General features: G+C 56.9%; 16 protein-coding genes. 14 read left to right on the top strand and 2 right to left on the bottom strand.

Going from position 1 to position 15,313, the window contains the following annotated elements; translation table 11 throughout:
* Positions 1 to 2: 2 nt before the first annotated feature.
* The 12 genes from rpsE to bfr all read left to right on the top strand — a co-directional run bounded on the left by rpsE (position 3) and on the right by bfr (position 7,901).
* Positions 3 to 503 carry a 30S ribosomal protein S5 gene (gene rpsE, locus ACA060_RS25930; protein WP_007943782.1) on the top strand — a complete coding sequence of 167 codons (501 nt, stop codon included), beginning with the start codon at positions 3 to 5 and terminating at the stop codon, positions 501 to 503.
* A 2-nt stretch (positions 504 to 505) separates the two neighbouring features.
* On the top strand, positions 506 to 682 hold the full coding sequence (rpmD, locus tag ACA060_RS25925) for a 50S ribosomal protein L30 (protein ID WP_003186033.1): 177 nt from the start codon (positions 506 to 508) through the stop codon (positions 680 to 682).
* Between the two features lie 3 nt (positions 683 to 685).
* Positions 686 to 1,123 carry a 50S ribosomal protein L15 gene (rplO, locus tag ACA060_RS25920; RefSeq protein WP_007896782.1) on the top strand — a complete coding sequence of 146 codons (438 nt, stop codon included), beginning with the start codon at positions 686 to 688 and terminating at the stop codon, positions 1,121 to 1,123.
* Positions 1,124 to 2,452, top strand: coding sequence for a preprotein translocase subunit SecY (secY, locus tag ACA060_RS25915; protein ID WP_007896784.1), 1,329 nt, complete (start codon positions 1,124 to 1,126; stop codon positions 2,450 to 2,452).
* Between the two features lie 27 nt (positions 2,453 to 2,479).
* The gene (rpmJ, locus tag ACA060_RS25910) at positions 2,480 to 2,596 is read left to right on the top strand and encodes a 50S ribosomal protein L36 (protein ID WP_002555468.1); all 117 of its coding nucleotides are present in this window, start codon (positions 2,480 to 2,482) and stop codon (positions 2,594 to 2,596) included.
* A 130-nt stretch (positions 2,597 to 2,726) separates the two neighbouring features.
* The gene (rpsM, locus tag ACA060_RS25905; RefSeq protein ID WP_003186020.1) at positions 2,727 to 3,083 is read left to right on the top strand and encodes a 30S ribosomal protein S13; all 357 of its coding nucleotides are present in this window, start codon (positions 2,727 to 2,729) and stop codon (positions 3,081 to 3,083) included.
* 30 nt (positions 3,084 to 3,113) lie between these two features.
* Positions 3,114 to 3,503, top strand: a complete 390-nt coding sequence (gene rpsK / locus ACA060_RS25900) for a 30S ribosomal protein S11 (RefSeq protein ID WP_002555466.1) — start codon at positions 3,114 to 3,116, stop codon at positions 3,501 to 3,503.
* Between the two features lie 18 nt (positions 3,504 to 3,521).
* Positions 3,522 to 4,142, top strand: a complete 621-nt coding sequence (gene rpsD / locus ACA060_RS25895) for a 30S ribosomal protein S4 (RefSeq protein ID WP_003210056.1) — start codon at positions 3,522 to 3,524, stop codon at positions 4,140 to 4,142.
* A 22-nt stretch (positions 4,143 to 4,164) separates the two neighbouring features.
* Entirely contained in the window at positions 4,165 to 5,166 is a 1,002-nt protein-coding gene (locus ACA060_RS25890) for a DNA-directed RNA polymerase subunit alpha (protein WP_003186012.1), read from the top strand.
* Between the two features lie 42 nt (positions 5,167 to 5,208).
* The gene (gene rplQ, locus ACA060_RS25885) at positions 5,209 to 5,595 is read left to right on the top strand and encodes a 50S ribosomal protein L17 (protein WP_008145500.1); all 387 of its coding nucleotides are present in this window, start codon (positions 5,209 to 5,211) and stop codon (positions 5,593 to 5,595) included.
* A gap of 237 nt (positions 5,596 to 5,832) precedes the next feature.
* Complete coding sequence (locus ACA060_RS25880) at positions 5,833 to 7,287, top strand: catalase (protein WP_497314024.1); 1,455 nt, start codon at positions 5,833 to 5,835, stop codon at positions 7,285 to 7,287.
* Between the two features lie 149 nt (positions 7,288 to 7,436).
* Positions 7,437 to 7,901, top strand: a complete 465-nt coding sequence (bfr, locus tag ACA060_RS25875) for a bacterioferritin (RefSeq protein WP_007943775.1) — start codon at positions 7,437 to 7,439, stop codon at positions 7,899 to 7,901.
* Between the two features lie 65 nt (positions 7,902 to 7,966).
* Here the strand turns inward: bfr and uvrA are convergent, their stop codons facing one another.
* On the bottom strand, positions 7,967 to 10,801 hold the full coding sequence (uvrA, locus tag ACA060_RS25870; RefSeq protein WP_497314022.1) for an excinuclease ABC subunit UvrA: 2,835 nt from the start codon (positions 10,799 to 10,801) through the stop codon (positions 7,967 to 7,969).
* Between the two features lie 191 nt (positions 10,802 to 10,992).
* On the opposite strand from uvrA, the gene ACA060_RS25865 reads away from it, so the two are divergent.
* Entirely contained in the window at positions 10,993 to 12,390 is a 1,398-nt protein-coding gene (locus tag ACA060_RS25865; RefSeq protein WP_462029816.1) for an MFS transporter, read from the top strand.
* A 9-nt stretch (positions 12,391 to 12,399) separates the two neighbouring features.
* On the top strand, positions 12,400 to 12,927 hold the full coding sequence (locus tag ACA060_RS25860; RefSeq protein ID WP_016969466.1) for a single-stranded DNA-binding protein: 528 nt from the start codon (positions 12,400 to 12,402) through the stop codon (positions 12,925 to 12,927).
* 73 nt (positions 12,928 to 13,000) lie between these two features.
* On the opposite strand, the gene ACA060_RS25855 is transcribed toward ACA060_RS25860, so the two are convergent.
* Positions 13,001 to 15,205: an OsmC domain/YcaO domain-containing protein gene (locus ACA060_RS25855; protein WP_497314021.1), complete on the bottom strand. Its 2,205-nt coding sequence runs from the start codon at positions 15,203 to 15,205 to the stop codon at positions 13,001 to 13,003.
* Between the last annotated feature and the right edge of the window lie 108 nt (positions 15,206 to 15,313).

Below are 15,313 nucleotides of genomic sequence, written 5' to 3'. Positions count from 1 at the left end.
TTATGTCAAATAACGACCAAAAGCGCGACGAAGGCTACATTGAGAAGCTGGTTCAAGTTAACCGCGTAGCCAAAACCGTAAAAGGCGGCCGTATCTTCACTTTCACCGCGTTGACCGTGGTTGGTGATGGTAAAGGGCGTGTTGGCTTCGGCCGTGGCAAGTCACGTGAAGTGCCTGCTGCGATCCAGAAGGCAATGGAAGCTGCTCGCCGCAACATGATCCAAGTTGATCTGAACGGCACCACTCTGCAGTACGCAATGAAGTCTGGTCACGGCGCTTCGAAGGTGTACATGCAGCCTGCATCTGAAGGTACCGGTATCATCGCTGGCGGCGCTATGCGTGCTGTCCTCGAAGTTGCTGGCGTTCAGAACGTTCTGGCCAAGTGCTACGGCTCGACTAACCCGGTAAACGTGGTTCACGCCACTTTCAAAGGTTTGAAAGCTATGCAGTCTCCTGAATCCATTGCCGCCAAGCGTGGCAAAAGCGTCAAGGAGATCTTCTGATCATGGCTACCGTTAAAGTTACGCTGATCAAAAGCATGACCGGCCGCATCCCTAACCACAAACTGTGCGTTAAGGGTCTGGGTCTGCGTCGCATCGGTCACACTGTAGAAGTACTTGATACTCCCGAGAATCGCGGGATGATCAACAAGGCTTACTACATGCTGCGTGTCGAGGGTTAATCGATGAAACTCAATGATCTGAGTCCAGCGCCGGGTTCCCGTCGCGAAAAGCATCGTCCGGGCCGTGGTATCGGTAGTGGTTTGGGCAAGACCGGTGGCCGTGGCCACAAAGGTCAGTCCTCCCGCTCCGGTGGCACCATTGCTCCAGGCTTTGAAGGCGGTCAACAGCCGCTGCATCGTCGCCTGCCGAAGTTCGGTTTCGTTTCCCTGAAAGCCATGGATCGCGCAGAAGTGCGTTTGTCCGAGCTGGCTAAAGTGGAAGGCGACATCGTCACTGTGCAGTCTCTGAAAGATGCCAACGTGATCAACGTCAACGTACAGCGTGTGAAAATCATGCTGTCCGGCGAAGTTACTCGCGCTGTTACCATCGGAAAGGGAATCGGCGCCACCAAAGGTGCGCGTGCGGCTATCGAAGCAGCTGGCGGCAAGTTCGAGGAATAAATGGCTAAGCAAGGTGCTCTCTCTGCGCTCGGCAAAGGCGGTATGTCTGAACTCTGGGCTCGTCTGCGTTTTCTGTTCTTGGCGATTATCGTCTACCGAATAGGCGCACACATCCCGGTTCCAGGTATCAACCCGGACCGACTCGCGGACCTGTTTCGACAGAATGAGGGGACCATTCTTAGCTTGTTCAACATGTTTTCCGGCGGTGCGCTGGAGCGGATGAGCATCTTTGCACTGGGGATCATGCCGTACATCTCGGCATCGATCATCATGCAACTGATGACAGCCGTCAGCCCGCAGCTGGAACAGTTGAAGAAGGAAGGTGAAGCTGGGCGTCGCAAGATTGCTCAGTACACCCGCTACGGCACTGTCGTCCTCGCTCTCGTTCAGGCAATTGGCATGTCCATTGGTCTGGCAGGGCAGGGCGTTGCGTTCACTGGTGACTTTGGCTTCCATTTCGTCGCAGTATCCACGTTTGTGGCTGGTGCGATGTTCATGATGTGGCTGGGTGAGCAGATTACTGAGCGTGGTGTTGGCAACGGTATCTCGATGTTGATTTTCGCAGGTATCGTCGCCGGTCTTCCGAGAGCGATCGGGCAGTCTTTCGAGTCTGCGCGTCAGGGTGATATCAACATTTTTGCCCTGGTTGCCATCGGTTTGCTGGCAGTAGCGATTATCGGTTTCGTGGTGTTCATTGAGCGTGGTCAGCGTCGTATTGCTGTTCATTACGCCAAGCGTCAGCAGGGCCGTAAGGTCTTTGCTGCGCAGACTAGCCACTTGCCGTTGAAGGTGAACATGGCCGGTGTTATTCCGGCCATTTTCGCGAGCAGCATTTTGCTGTTCCCGGCTTCGTTGGGTACCTGGTTTGGTCAGTCTGAAGGTATGGGCTGGCTGCAGGATATCTCGCAGTCGATCGCTCCTGGTCAGCCGTTGAATATTCTGCTGTTTAGTGCAGGGATTATTTTCTTCTGCTTCTTCTATACGGCGTTGATGTTCAATCCGAAAGACGTAGCGGAAAACCTGAAGAAGTCCGGTGCCTTTATTCCGGGCATCCGTCCAGGTGAGCAGTCTGCGCGCTACATTGATGGCGTTCTGACTCGTTTGACCCTGTTCGGTGCTCTATATATGACGGCCGTATGCCTGTTGCCCCAGTTCCTGGTGGTTGCAGCAAACGTTCCGTTCTACCTTGGCGGGACCTCGTTGCTGATCGTCGTCGTGGTTGTGATGGACTTCATGTCCCAAGTACAATCGCACCTCGTTTCGCACCAGTACGAATCCCTGATGAAGAAAGCCAACCTGAAGGGTTACGGCAGCGGCATGTTGCGCTGAGTACCCATAAGGTTCGAGGAGTTGGTGATGAAAGTTCGTGCATCGGTGAAAAAGCTGTGCCGTAACTGCAAGATTATTCGCCGCGAAGGTGTTGTTCGAGTAATTTGCAGCGCGGAACCGCGTCACAAACAGCGCCAAGGCTGACTGTGATTGTGCTTCAAGCCCGGTAGCTAGTGCGCTACCGGGTTGATTATTTGTTATTACAGCGATATTATCTCGCGCCCTATTTCTTGGCTTCCGGGGCGTAGGTAGCTGTCAATTGGAGTCCCACTGAATGGCCCGTATTGCAGGCGTTAACATTCCAGATAACAAGCATACTGTTATCTCGCTGACCTACATCTATGGTGTTGGTCGCACTACTGCGCAGAAGATCTGTGCAGTGACTGGGGTAAACCCAGCCGCAAAGATCAAGGATCTGAGCGACGAGCAGATTGAACAGCTGCGTGGCGAAGTGGCGAAGTTCACCACTGAAGGTGACCTGCGTCGCGAAATCAACATGAAAATCAAGCGTTTGATGGACCTCGGTTGCTATCGCGGTCTGCGTCATCGTCGTGGTCTTCCAGTGCGCGGTCAGCGTACCAAGACTAACGCGCGTACCCGTAAAGGTCCGCGTAAGCCGATCCGCAAGTAATCGCCCCAGCGAATCGACAGGAAATTAATCATGGCTAAACCTGCTGCTCGTCCTCGTAAAAAAGTTAAAAAGACAGTGGTTGATGGCATTGCCCACATCCATGCTTCTTTTAACAACACAATCGTGACCATCACCGACCGTCAAGGCAACGCTCTTTCCTGGGCTACCTCCGGTGGTTCGGGTTTCCGCGGTTCCCGCAAGTCCACCCCGTTTGCTGCTCAAGTAGCTGCTGAACGTGCTGGTCAAGCTGCGCTGGAATACGGTCTGAAAAACCTCGACGTTAACGTCAAAGGTCCAGGCCCAGGTCGTGAATCTGCAGTCCGCGCTTTGAACGGCTGTGGCTACAAGATCGCCAGCATCACCGACGTGACGCCAATCCCGCACAACGGGTGCCGTCCGCCGAAGAAGCGCCGCGTGTAATCCAGGAGATTGTAAAGAATGGCTCGTTACATTGGTCCAAAATGCAAACTCGCTCGTCGCGAAGGCACCGATCTCTTTCTGAAGAGCGGCGTGCGCGCGATCGAATCGAAGTGCAACATCGAAGCAGCACCTGGTATCCACGGCCAACGCCGCGGTCGCCAGTCCGATTACGGCACCCAACTGCGTGAAAAGCAGAAGGTCCGTCGTATCTACGGCGTTCTCGAGCGTCAATTCAGCGGCTACTACAAAGAAGCTGCTGGCAAGAAAGGTGCAACCGGTGAAAACCTGCTGCAACTGCTCGAATGCCGTCTGGACAACGTTGTATACCGTATGGGTTTTGGCTCTACTCGTGCCGAATCCCGTCAGCTGGTATCGCACAAATCCGTCAGCGTTAACGGTCAGACCGTAAACGTACCGTCCTACCAGGTTCGTGCTGGTGACGTGGTCGCGATTCGCGAGAAAGCAAAGAACCAACTTCGCATTGTCCAAGCTCTCGATCTGTGTGCCCAACGTGGCCGCGTAGAATGGGTAGAAGTAGACACTGAGAAGAAGTCGGGCGTTTTCAAGAACGTTCCTGCTCGCAGTGATCTGTCCGCCGACATCAACGAAAGCCTGATTGTCGAGCTCTACTCCAAGTAAGGGCTAGAAAATAGGTGCATCCATGCAGATTTCGGTAAATGAGTTCCTGACACCCCGCCATATTGATGTGCAGGTTGTCAGTCCAACCCGCGCCAAGATCACTCTCGAGCCTCTCGAGCGTGGTTTCGGCCACACCCTGGGCAACGCGCTGCGACGCATCCTGTTGTCCTCAATGCCCGGCTGTGCAGTAGTCGAGGCCGAGATTGACGGTGTGCTCCATGAGTACAGCGCCATCGAAGGCGTACAGGAAGACGTAATTGAAATCCTGTTGAACCTTAAAGGTCTGGCTATCAAGCTGCACGGTCGTGACGAAGTTACGCTGACCTTGTCGAAGAAGGGTTCGGGGGTGGTTACCGCTGCCGATATTCAGCTGGATCATGATGTCGAGATCGTTAACCCCGATCACGTAATCGCTAACCTGGCGTCTAACGGCGCCCTGAACATGAAGCTCACCGTAGCTCGTGGTCGTGGTTATGAACCGGCAGACTCGCGTCAGAGCGATGAAGACGAAAGCCGCAGCATCGGTCGCTTGCAGCTTGACTCTTCGTTCAGCCCGGTTCGCCGTATCGCATACGTGGTGGAAAACGCCCGTGTCGAGCAGCGTACTAACCTGGACAAGCTGGTTATTGATCTGGAAACCAACGGTACCCTGGATCCTGAAGAGGCTATTCGCCGCGCTGCAACCATTCTGCAACAGCAGTTGGCTGCGTTCGTCGACCTCAAAGGTGACAGTGAGCCAGTGGTTGTTGAGCAGGAAGACGAGATCGATCCGATCCTGCTTCGCCCGGTTGACGATCTGGAACTGACTGTACGTTCGGCTAACTGCCTTAAGGCGGAAAACATCTACTACATCGGTGACCTGATTCAGCGTACCGAAGTAGAGCTGTTGAAGACTCCGAACCTTGGCAAGAAATCCTTGACTGAAATCAAGGACGTTCTGGCCTCCCGCGGTCTGTCCCTCGGCATGCGCCTCGACAACTGGCCGCCTGCAAGTCTTAAGAAGGACGACAAGGCGACTGCCTGATCGTCGTAATCACCGAACGTTGTGTTTGGTAAGGAATGAACCATGCGTCATCGTAAAAGTGGTCGTCACCTGAGCCGCACTAGCTCGCACCGCAAGGCCATGTTTCAAAACATGGCAGTGTCGCTGTTCGAGCACGAGCTGATCAAAACTACACTGCCGAAAGCTAAAGAACTGCGTCGCGTTGCTGAGCCGCTGATCACTTTGGCCAAGACAGACAGCCTGGCTAACCGCCGTCTGGCTTTCGACCGTACTCGTTCGAAGGCTATCGTTGGTAAGCTCTTCAACGACCTGGGCAAGCGTTACGCTACCCGTGAGGGTGGCTACCTGCGCATCCTCAAGTGCGGTTTCCGCACTGGCGACAACGCGCCTATGGCGTACGTCGAGTTGGTTGACCGTCCTGCCGGTGGTGAAGCTGTATCCGCTGAGTAAGACGTCAGTCTGAAACGAAAAACCGGGCCTAGTGCCCGGTTTTTTGTGCCTGAAATAAACCTATGTCTGATTGTCCATGCCTGCACATTACTAATATTGTCAGCCTCCGAAAGGGGGAGTATTAGTAATTTTCTATTGATGATCGCGAGTTAATGAATTAGTCAGTGTAACGTTCGTGATCAATACTCCCTCTCAGCCGATAGCCGGCAGTTAAAGACTGACAGAGGAAGAGATCGCATGAGTCAAAGTAAGACGCTGACCACCGCCAGCGGCGCTCCTGTCGCCGACAACCAGAATTCCCGTTCCGCCGGCCCTCGTGGCCCGCTGCTGCTCGACGACTTCCACCTGATCGAGAAGCTTGCCCACTTCAACCGTGAAAACATCCCTGAGCGTCGTGTACACGCCAAAGGCTCGGGTGCTTACGGTACGTTTACCGTAACTCGCGACATCACCCAATACACCAGCGCCAAACTGTTTGAATCGGTCGGCAAGCAAACCCCGACGTTCCTGCGGTTTTCCACGGTAGGTGGCGAACGTGGTTCGGCGGATACTGAGCGCGACCCACGTGGCTTTGCCTTGAAGTTCTACACCGAAGAAGGTAACTGGGACATCGTCGGCAACAACACGCCCGTGTTCTTCATCCGTGATCCGCTGAAATTCCCCGACTTTATCCACACCCAAAAACGTCTGCCGCAAAGCAACCTGAAAAGCGCGCAGATGATGTGGGACTTCTGGTCGCACTCGCCTGAGGCGCTGCACCAGGTCACCATTCTGTTTTCCGACCGTGGCATTCCTGACGGCTATCGTCACATGCACGGCTTCGGCAGCCACACCTACAGCCTGATCAACGCCAATGGCGAGCGGCATTGGGTGAAGTGGCACTACAAGACCAAGCAAGGGGTCAAGAACCTGGCGCCTGCAGATGCAGCACGCCTGGCCGGTACCGATCCGGATTACGCGCAGCGTGACCTGTTCGGAGCGATTGAGCGCGGTGACTTCCCGAAATGGCGCGTGTGCATCCAGATCATGACTGAGGCCCAGGCCGCAGCGCACTACGAAAACCCGTTCGACGTGACCAAAACCTGGTCGCAGAAAGAGTTTCCGCTGATCGAAGTCGGAGAGCTGGAGCTCAATCGCAATCCGCAGAACTACTTTGCTGAAGTCGAGCAGGCGGCGTTCGGTCCGAGCAACATGGTCCCGGGTGTTGGTCTGTCGCCGGATCGCATGCTCCAGGGCCGTGTGTTCGCTTACGCCGACGCTCACCGCTACCGCATTGGCACCAACCATCAGCAGCTGCCTGTGAACGCGCCTCGCAGTCCGGTGAATAGCTACCAGCGCGATGGTTCGATGGCGTTCGGCAGCAATGGCGGTGCGGCACCAAACTATGAGCCGAACAGCTATGTCGATTCGCCAAAACAAGCGCCGCGCTACGCTGAGCCGGCTTTGGCATTGAGCGGCGCCGCTGATCGTTACGATCATCGCGAAGACACCGACTACTACAGCCACGCCGGTGCACTTTTCCGACTCATGAATGACGAGCAGAAAACTCTGTTGGTCAGCAACATTGCCGGCGCGATGGCTGGTGTTTCCAGTGATGTGGTTGATCGCCAGTTGCAGCATTTCTACAAGGCTGACCCGGCGTATGGAGAAGCAATCGCAAAGGCACTCAACGTACAGCTTAACGAAGTCTAAACGAGAAGCAGAACCGCCCTCATTTGGGCGGTTTTTGCGTTATTTGAACTGCTTTTCTCAGAATATCTTCGCTTTTATCGCGCGAACGGAGTGACCAAACAGTCGCCTTGGTTCAAACTACAGACTTTCAAGCAGGGAGATGTAGGGCGATGCAAGGCCACCCAGATGTAATCGATTACCTCAACACGTTGCTCACCGGCGAACTGGCGGCGCGTGATCAATATTTCGTCCATTCGCGGATGTATGAGGACTGGGGTTTCACCAAGCTCTACGAACGAATCAACCACGAGATGGAAGAAGAAGCAGGGCACGCCGATGCACTGATGCGCCGTATCCTGATGCTGGAAGGCACGCCGCGCATGCGTCCGGACGATCTCGACGTCGGCACCACGGTGCCTGACATGCTCGCTGCCGACCTGCGACTGGAATACAAAGTCCGCGCTGCGCTTTGTAAGGGCATCAAGCTCTGCGAGCAGCACAAGGACTATGTCAGCCGCGAGATGCTGCGTGTTCAATTGCATGACACCGAAGAAGACCACACCTACTGGCTTGAAAAGCAGATGGGTCTGATCAAATTGATCGGTCTCGAGAACTACCTGCAGTCGCACGCCTGATTCCACCGGATACAAAAAAGCCCCTGTCACTGACAAAGTGACAGGGGCTTTTTCATGGCTGTGATTCAGGCCTTGTCGCGAGCCAGCAGCGGCTTGAGGTAGAAGCCGGTGTGAGACTGCTTCATCTCCGACACTTCTTCCGGGGTACCGACAGCAATGATCTGTCCGCCCTTGGAGCCGCCTTCCGGCCCCAGGTCCACCAGCCAGTCGGCCGTCTTGATCACATCGAGGTTGTGCTCGATCACCACCACGGTGTTGCCGTGGTCGCGCAGTCGATGCAGCACGTCCAGCAGTTGCTGAATATCCGCGAAGTGCAGGCCGGTGGTCGGCTCATCGAGGATGTACAGGGTCTTGCCGGTGTCGCGCTTGGACAGCTCGCGGGACAGTTTCACCCGCTGGGCTTCACCCCCCGACAGCGTCGTCGCCGATTGTCCCAGCTTGATGTAGGACAGGCCTACATCCATCAACGTCTGAAGCTTGCGCGCCAGTGCCGGAACCGCATCAAAGAACACTCGCGCTTCCTCGATGGTCATCTCGAGGGTTTCGTGGATGCTCTTGCCCTTGTACTTGATCTCAAGGGTTTCGCGGTTGTAGCGCTTGCTCTTGCAGACGTCGCACGGGACATAGATGTCCGGCAGGAAGTGCATTTCCACCTTAATCAGGCCATCGCCCTGACACGCTTCGCAGCGTCCGCCCTTCACGTTGAAGGAGAAGCGGCCTGGGCCGTAACCACGGGAGCGAGATTCCGGCACGCCCGCGAACAATTCACGAATCGGCGTGAACAGCCCGGTGTAGGTCGCCGGGTTGGAGCGCGGCGTACGGCCGATCGGGCTCTGGTCGATGTCGACGACCTTATCCAGATGCTCCAGGCCCTTGATGCTGTCGTGAGCGGCAGCCTCAAGCGTCGTTGCGCCATTGAGTGCCGTGGCGCTCAAGGGAAACAGCGTGTTGTTGATGAGCGTCGACTTGCCCGAGCCGGACACACCGGTGACGCACGTCAACAGACCAATCGGAATGTCCAGGTCGACATTGCGCAAGTTGTTGCCGCGAGCGCCCTTGAGGGACAGCGACAACTTCTTGTTACGCGGTGTGCGTTTGGCTGGAACCGCAATCTTCACCCGGCCCGACAGATACTTGCCGGTCAACGAATCAGGGTGAGCCATGACCTCGGCCGGCGTACCTTCGGCGACAATATGCCCACCGTGGACACCCGCGCCCGGCCCAATGTCGACCACATAGTCCGCGAGGCGAATGGCATCTTCGTCGTGTTCGACCACGATCACTGTGTTGCCGATGTCACGCAGGTGCTTGAGCGTGCCGAGCAACCGATCGTTATCACGTTGATGCAGGCCGATCGACGGCTCATCGAGGATGTACAGAACCCCCACAAGGCCGGCGCCAATCTGACTGGCCAGACGAATCCGCTGAGCTTCACCGCCGGACAAGGTGTCGGCACTGCGGTCCAGTGAAAGATAGTCGAGACCCACGTTGACCAGGAACTGCAGGCGCTCGCGGATTTCCTTGAGGATCTTGTCGGCAATTTCTCCGCGGCGGCCGGTCAGCTTCAATACGCCGAAATATTCACACGCATCGCCAATCGGCAGATTGGTCACCGCCGGCAGCGTCTTCTCGCCCACCCAGACGTGCCGCGCCTCACGACGCAGGCGCGTGCCCCGGCAATCCGGGCAATGCTGGGTGCTGAGGAACTTGGCCAGCTCTTCACGCACCGAAGCCGACTCGGTCTCGCGGTAGCGGCGTTCGAGGTTCGGCACGATGCCTTCGAACGGGTGCGAGCGTTTGACGATGTCGCCGCGGTCGTTCAGGTATTTGAAGTCGACGTTTTGCGAACCGCTGCCGTGCAGGATGAATTTCTGCTGATCGGCCGGCAGGTCGTTGAACGGCACTTCGAGGCTGAACTTGTAGTGTGAGGCCAGCGACCCGAGCATCTGGAAGTAATAGACGTTACGCCTGTCCCAGCCGCGAATCGCGCCCTCGGCCAGCGTCAGCTCGCCGTTCACCAGGCGCTTGATGTCGAAGAACTGCTTGACCCCCAGACCATCGCACGTCGGGCAAGCGCCCGCCGGGTTGTTGAAGGAGAACAGCTTGGGTTCGAGTTCGCTAATGGCATGACCGCAGATCGGGCAGGCGAAGCGCGCGGAGAAGATGATCTCTTCGCCGGGCTCGTCGTCCATCGGCGCTACCAGCGCAATGCCGTCCGCCAGCTTCAGTGCGGTCTCGAACGACTCGGCCAGGCGCTGTTGCAGGTCGGGGCGAACCTTGAAGCGGTCAACCACGACATCGATCGAGTGCTTCTTCTGTTTATCCAGCTTCGGCAACTCGTCCAGCTCGCAGAGCCGGCCGTTGACCCGCGCCCGGACAAAACCCTGGGCACGCAGTTCTTCGAAGACCGACAGATGCTCGCCTTTACGCTCGCGAATCACCGGGGCCAACAGCATCAGCTTGCTGCCCTCCGGCTGGGCGAGGACCAGGTCGACCATCTGGCTGACGGTCTGCGCTTCCAGCGGAATGTCGTGATCCGGGCAGCGCGGAATACCCACGCGTGCATAAAGCAGGCGCAGGTAGTCGTAGATTTCGGTGATGGTGCCGACCGTCGAGCGCGGGTTGTGCGAGGTCGACTTCTGTTCGATGGAAATGGCTGGCGACAAACCTTCGATGGTGTCGACGTCAGGCTTTTCCATCATCGACAAAAACTGCCGGGCATAGGCCGACAGCGATTCGACGTAGCGGCGCTGGCCTTCGGCGTACAGCGTGTCAAACGCCAGGGACGATTTGCCGGATCCGGACAGGCCGGTGATGACGATCAGTTTGTCCCGTGGCAGGGTCAGGTCGATGTTCTTCAGGTTGTGGGTTCGGGCCCCACGAATCAGGATCTTGTCCAAAGTGGCCTCGCTTGGCGGGCGTCGAAAACGTAGGAGTATACGGCCAAATACTGGATGGATGCACACTATCAAACGAGCGGATTTGCGTCTTACATGAAGAGTCTGTCAGCGGAGCGCGTCAAAGCGTCGCGATATACCCCGTCAATCGATGGGACTGGTAGAATCGCCGCCGGTTCACATGAGGTTTTTCCATGCACGATCCCCACAGCGAACGCATGAGTGGCAGTGAGACGCGCGCAGCAAGCGGTCTGGCCCTGGTGTTCGCCTTCCGTATGCTTGGCATGTTCATGGTGTTGCCGGTACTGGCGACCTATGGGATGGATCTGGCAGGGGCGACCCCGGCCCTCATCGGGCTGGCGATTGGCGCTTACGGCCTGACCCAGGCGATTTTCCAGATTCCTTTCGGCTTCATTTCCGACCGCATCGGCCGCCGTCCGGTTATTTACCTCGGGCTGATCATCTTCGCCCTCGGCAGCGTGCTGGCGGCCAATGCCGATTCGATCTGGGGCGTCATCGCCGGACGGATCCTGCAAGGCGCCGGGGCGATTTCCGCTGCGGTGATGGCGCTGCTGTCAGACCTGACCCGGGAACAGCATCGGACCAAAGCCATGGCCATGATCGGCATGACGATTGGTCTGTCGTTCGCTGTCGCCATGGTGGTAGGGCCGTTGCTGACCCGCGCCTTCGGTCTGTCCGGGTTGTTCCTCGCCACGGGTGGCATGGCGCTGTTCGGCATTGTGATTGTGATGTTCATGGTGCCGCGTTCCACCGGCCCGTTGCAGCACCGTGAATCCGGTGTCGCGCGTTCGGCGCTGATCCCGACGCTCAAGCATCCGGACCTGTTGCGCCTGGACCTGGGCATTTTTGTGTTGCACGCGATGTTGATGTCGAGCTTCGTTGCCTTGCCCCTGGCCCTGGTCGAAAAAGCCGGGTTGCCCAAAGAGCAGCACTGGTGGGTCTACCTGACCGCGCTGCTGATCTCCTTCTTCGCCATGATCCCGTTCATTATCTACGGCGAGAAGAAACGCAAAATGAAACGAGTTTTATTGGGCGCGGTGCTGACGCTGATGCTCACTGAGCTATTCTTCTGGCAGTTCGGCGATAGCCTGCGGGCTCTGGTGATCGGGACGGTGGTGTTCTTTACCGCGTTCAACTTGCTCGAAGCTTCGTTGCCATCGCTGATCAGCAAGGTTTCACCGGCAGGCGGCAAAGGCACGGCGATGGGGGTTTATTCCACCAGCCAGTTCCTCGGTTCGGCGCTGGGCGGGATCCTCGGCGGCTGGATGTTTCAGCACGGCGGTTTGTCGGTTGTGTTCTTGGGATGTGCCGGGCTGGCTGCACTTTGGCTAGCCTTTGCTGTTACCATGCGGGAACCTCCGTACGTGACGAGCCTGCGCTTGCCGTTGTCGCCCGAAGCGATTCGTGAAGCTGGCCTGATCGAGCGCCTCAAGGCCGTCGTTGGAGTAACCGATGCAATCGTGGTTGCCGATGAAGCGGCGATTTACATCAAACTGGACACCGAATTATTGGATCGCACTACCCTCGAGCGTCTGGTGAACAACCCGGCCGCGACAGCGTGCGAAGCCTAGGAGAACGTTATGGCCCGTGGGGTTAACAAAGTCATATTGGTCGGCACTTGCGGCCAGGATCCCGAAGTTCGCTACTTGCCTAACGGTAACGCCGTGACCAACCTGAGTCTGGCGACCAGCGAACAGTGGACCGACAAGCAAACCGGTCAGAAGGTCGAGAAGACCGAATGGCACCGTGTTTCGATGTTCGGCAAGGTCGCAGAGATCGCCGGTGAATACCTGCGTAAAGGTTCGCAGGTCTACATCGAAGGCAAGCTGCAGACCCGCGAGTGGGAAAAAGACGGTATCAAGCGTTACACCACTGAAATCGTGGTCGACATGCAAGGCACCATGCAACTGCTCGGCGGCCGTCCACAACAGGGCGACCAACAAGGCGGGGGCAATAACTATCAGCAGTCTGCCCCGGCTCCACGCCAGCAGGCGCCGCGTCCGCAGCAGTCGGCACCGCAACAGTCGCGTCAGGCTCCGGCTCCACAGCAGGCCGCTCCGCAGCCAGCACCGGATTTCGACAGCTTTGATGACGATATCCCGTTCTGAGAAGCAGCTACTCGATAAGTGACACCAAAAAAAGCGAAGCCATTAATCCGGCTTCGCTTTTTTGTGGGCACTGTTAAAGGGATAACGTCGTGACGTTGGCCCGCGCGGTGTGCAGTTTTTTGTAGCTCTCGATAAGGCGCAGGTGTCTGTCGAGCCCCTCCAGCTTCATGCTGGTCGGCGTCAAGCCATGGAAACGCACGCTGCCGTCCACCGAGCCGATCGCTGCATCCGTGCGCTCGTTGCCAAACATCCGACGGAAATTGGCCTCGTAGTCTTCCAGTTCCAGGTCTTCGTCCAGCTTCATCTCCAGCACCACATTGACAGCCTGGTAGAACAAGCCGCGCTCAACGGTGTTGTCGTTGTACTGCAGGAACATTTCCACGGCCTCTTTCGCCTCTTCATATTGCTGCAAGGCGAGATAGATCAGCAGCTTCAACTCCAGGATCGTCAGCTGACCCCAGGCCGTATTGTCATCAAATTCGATGCCGATCAAGGAGGTGATGTCGGTGTAGTCGTCCAGCTCGCTTTCCACCAGACGCTCAACAAGCGCTTGCAGTTCCTCTTCGTCCAGGCGATGCAGGTTGAGGATATCGGCGCGGAAGAACAGCGCTTTGTTGGTGTTATCCCAGATCAGATCGTCCGCGGGATAGATTTCCGAATAGTCCGGCACCAGGATGCGGCAGGCCGTTGCACCAATGTGCTCATACACCGCCATATACGCTTCTTTGCCCATGCCCTCGAGAATGCCGAACAGCGTTGCGGCTTCGTCGGTGTTCGAGTTTTCGCCCTGGCCGGAGAAGTCCCACTCCACGAATTCGTAATCGGACTTGGAGCTGAAGAAGCGCCACGACACCACGCCGCTGGAGTCGATGAAGTGCTCGACGAAGTTATTCGGCTCGGTCACCGCATGACCTTCAAACGTCGGCTGGGGCAAATCGTTGAGGCCTTCGAAGCTGCGACCCTGGAGCAATTCGGTGAGGCTGCGTTCGAGCGCCACTTCCAGGCTCGGGTGCGCGCCGAACGAGGCGAATACACCACCTGTGCGCGGGTTCATCAGCGTGACGCACATCACCGGGAATTCACCGCCCAGGGACGCATCCTTCACCAGCACGGGGAACCCCTGTTCTTCCAGCGCCTGAATACCGGCCAGTATTCCGGGGTACTTCGCCAGCACATCAGCCGGCACATCCGGCAATGCAAATTCACCTTCGATGATTTCGCGTTTGACCGCGCGCTCGAAGATCTCCGACAGGCACTGGACCTGGGCTTCGGCCAGCGTGTTACCGGCACTCATGCCGTTGCTCAGGAACAAGTTTTCAATCAGGTTGGACGGGAAATACACCACCTCGCCATCGGACTGGCGCACGAACGGCAGCGAGCAGATGCCGCGCTCTTCGTTGCCCGAGTTGGTGTCGATCAGGTGGGAGCCGCGCAGCTCGCCGTCGCGGTTGTAAATCTTCAGGCAGTACGCGTCGAGGATTTCCGTCGGCAGTTCATCTTTACGGCCAGGCTTGAACCAGCGTTCGTCCGGGTAATGCACAAACGGCGCGTTGGCGATGTCCTCGCCCCAGAACTGGTCGTTGTAGAAGAAGTTGCAGTTGAGTCGCTCGATAAACTCGCCCAACGCCGATGCCAGTGCGCTTTCCTTGGTCGAACCCTTGCCGTTGGTAAAGCACATCGGCGAGTGCGCATCGCGGATATGCAGCGACCACACATTGGGCACGATATTGCGCCACGAGGCGATTTCAATCTTCATGCCCAGGTCCGCCAGAATGGCCGACATATTGGCGATGGTTTGCTCCAGCGGCAGATCCTTGCCCGCGATGTAAGTGCTCGCCTCTGAACTGGACGCCGGCATCAGCAATGCCTGGGCATCGGCGTCGAGGTTGTCCACCTCTTCGATCACAAACTCCGGCCCGGCCTGCACCACTTTTTTCACGGTGCAACGGTCGATGGAGCGCAGGATGCCCTGGCGATCCTTGTCGGAGATGTCCGCCGGTAACTCGACCTGGATCTTGAAAATCTGGTTGTAACGGTTTTCCGGGTCAACAATGTTGTTCTGCGACAGCCGGATGTTATCCGTGGGGATATTGCGCGTGCTGCAGTACAACTTCACAAAGTAAGCGGCGCACAACGCTGACGACGCCAGGAAGTAGTCGAACGGACCCGGTGCCGAGCCATCGCCCTTGTAGCGGATAGGTTGATCGGCCACCACCGTGAAGTCATCGAACTTGGCTTCAAGTCGAAGGTTGTCGAGAAAGTTGACCTTGATTTCCATGGGGGATTACCAGAATAACGGCTAGACGAATGGCCGCCATTATCCGGTATTTCAGCTGTAAGTCTTGCGAGCGTCTTGTGATATGTCCCCAACGGGCCTTTTTTAGCA

The organism is Pseudomonas sp. LBUM1671, assembly GCF_059695685.1.
This window is presented reverse-complemented; position numbering and strand designations above follow the sequence as displayed.

Coding starts and splice junctions, on each gene's coding strand:
- rpsE (WP_007943782.1), top strand. CDS start 3: ATGTCAAATAACGACCAAAAGCGCGACGAAGGCTACATTGAGAAGCTG.
- rpmD (WP_003186033.1), top strand. CDS start 506: ATGGCTACCGTTAAAGTTACGCTGATCAAAAGCATGACCGGCCGCATC.
- rplO (WP_007896782.1), top strand. CDS start 686: ATGAAACTCAATGATCTGAGTCCAGCGCCGGGTTCCCGTCGCGAAAAG.
- secY (WP_007896784.1), top strand. CDS start 1,124: ATGGCTAAGCAAGGTGCTCTCTCTGCGCTCGGCAAAGGCGGTATGTCT.
- rpmJ (WP_002555468.1), top strand. CDS start 2,480: ATGAAAGTTCGTGCATCGGTGAAAAAGCTGTGCCGTAACTGCAAGATT.
- rpsM (WP_003186020.1), top strand. CDS start 2,727: ATGGCCCGTATTGCAGGCGTTAACATTCCAGATAACAAGCATACTGTT.
- rpsK (WP_002555466.1), top strand. CDS start 3,114: ATGGCTAAACCTGCTGCTCGTCCTCGTAAAAAAGTTAAAAAGACAGTG.
- rpsD (WP_003210056.1), top strand. CDS start 3,522: ATGGCTCGTTACATTGGTCCAAAATGCAAACTCGCTCGTCGCGAAGGC.
- ACA060_RS25890 (WP_003186012.1), top strand. CDS start 4,165: ATGCAGATTTCGGTAAATGAGTTCCTGACACCCCGCCATATTGATGTG.
- rplQ (WP_008145500.1), top strand. CDS start 5,209: ATGCGTCATCGTAAAAGTGGTCGTCACCTGAGCCGCACTAGCTCGCAC.
- ACA060_RS25880 (WP_497314024.1), top strand. CDS start 5,833: ATGAGTCAAAGTAAGACGCTGACCACCGCCAGCGGCGCTCCTGTCGCC.
- bfr (WP_007943775.1), top strand. CDS start 7,437: ATGCAAGGCCACCCAGATGTAATCGATTACCTCAACACGTTGCTCACC.
- ACA060_RS25865 (WP_462029816.1), top strand. CDS start 10,993: ATGCACGATCCCCACAGCGAACGCATGAGTGGCAGTGAGACGCGCGCA.
- ACA060_RS25860 (WP_016969466.1), top strand. CDS start 12,400: ATGGCCCGTGGGGTTAACAAAGTCATATTGGTCGGCACTTGCGGCCAG.
- ACA060_RS25855 (WP_497314021.1), bottom strand. CDS start 15,205: ATGGAAATCAAGGTCAACTTTCTCGACAACCTTCGACTTGAAGCCAAG.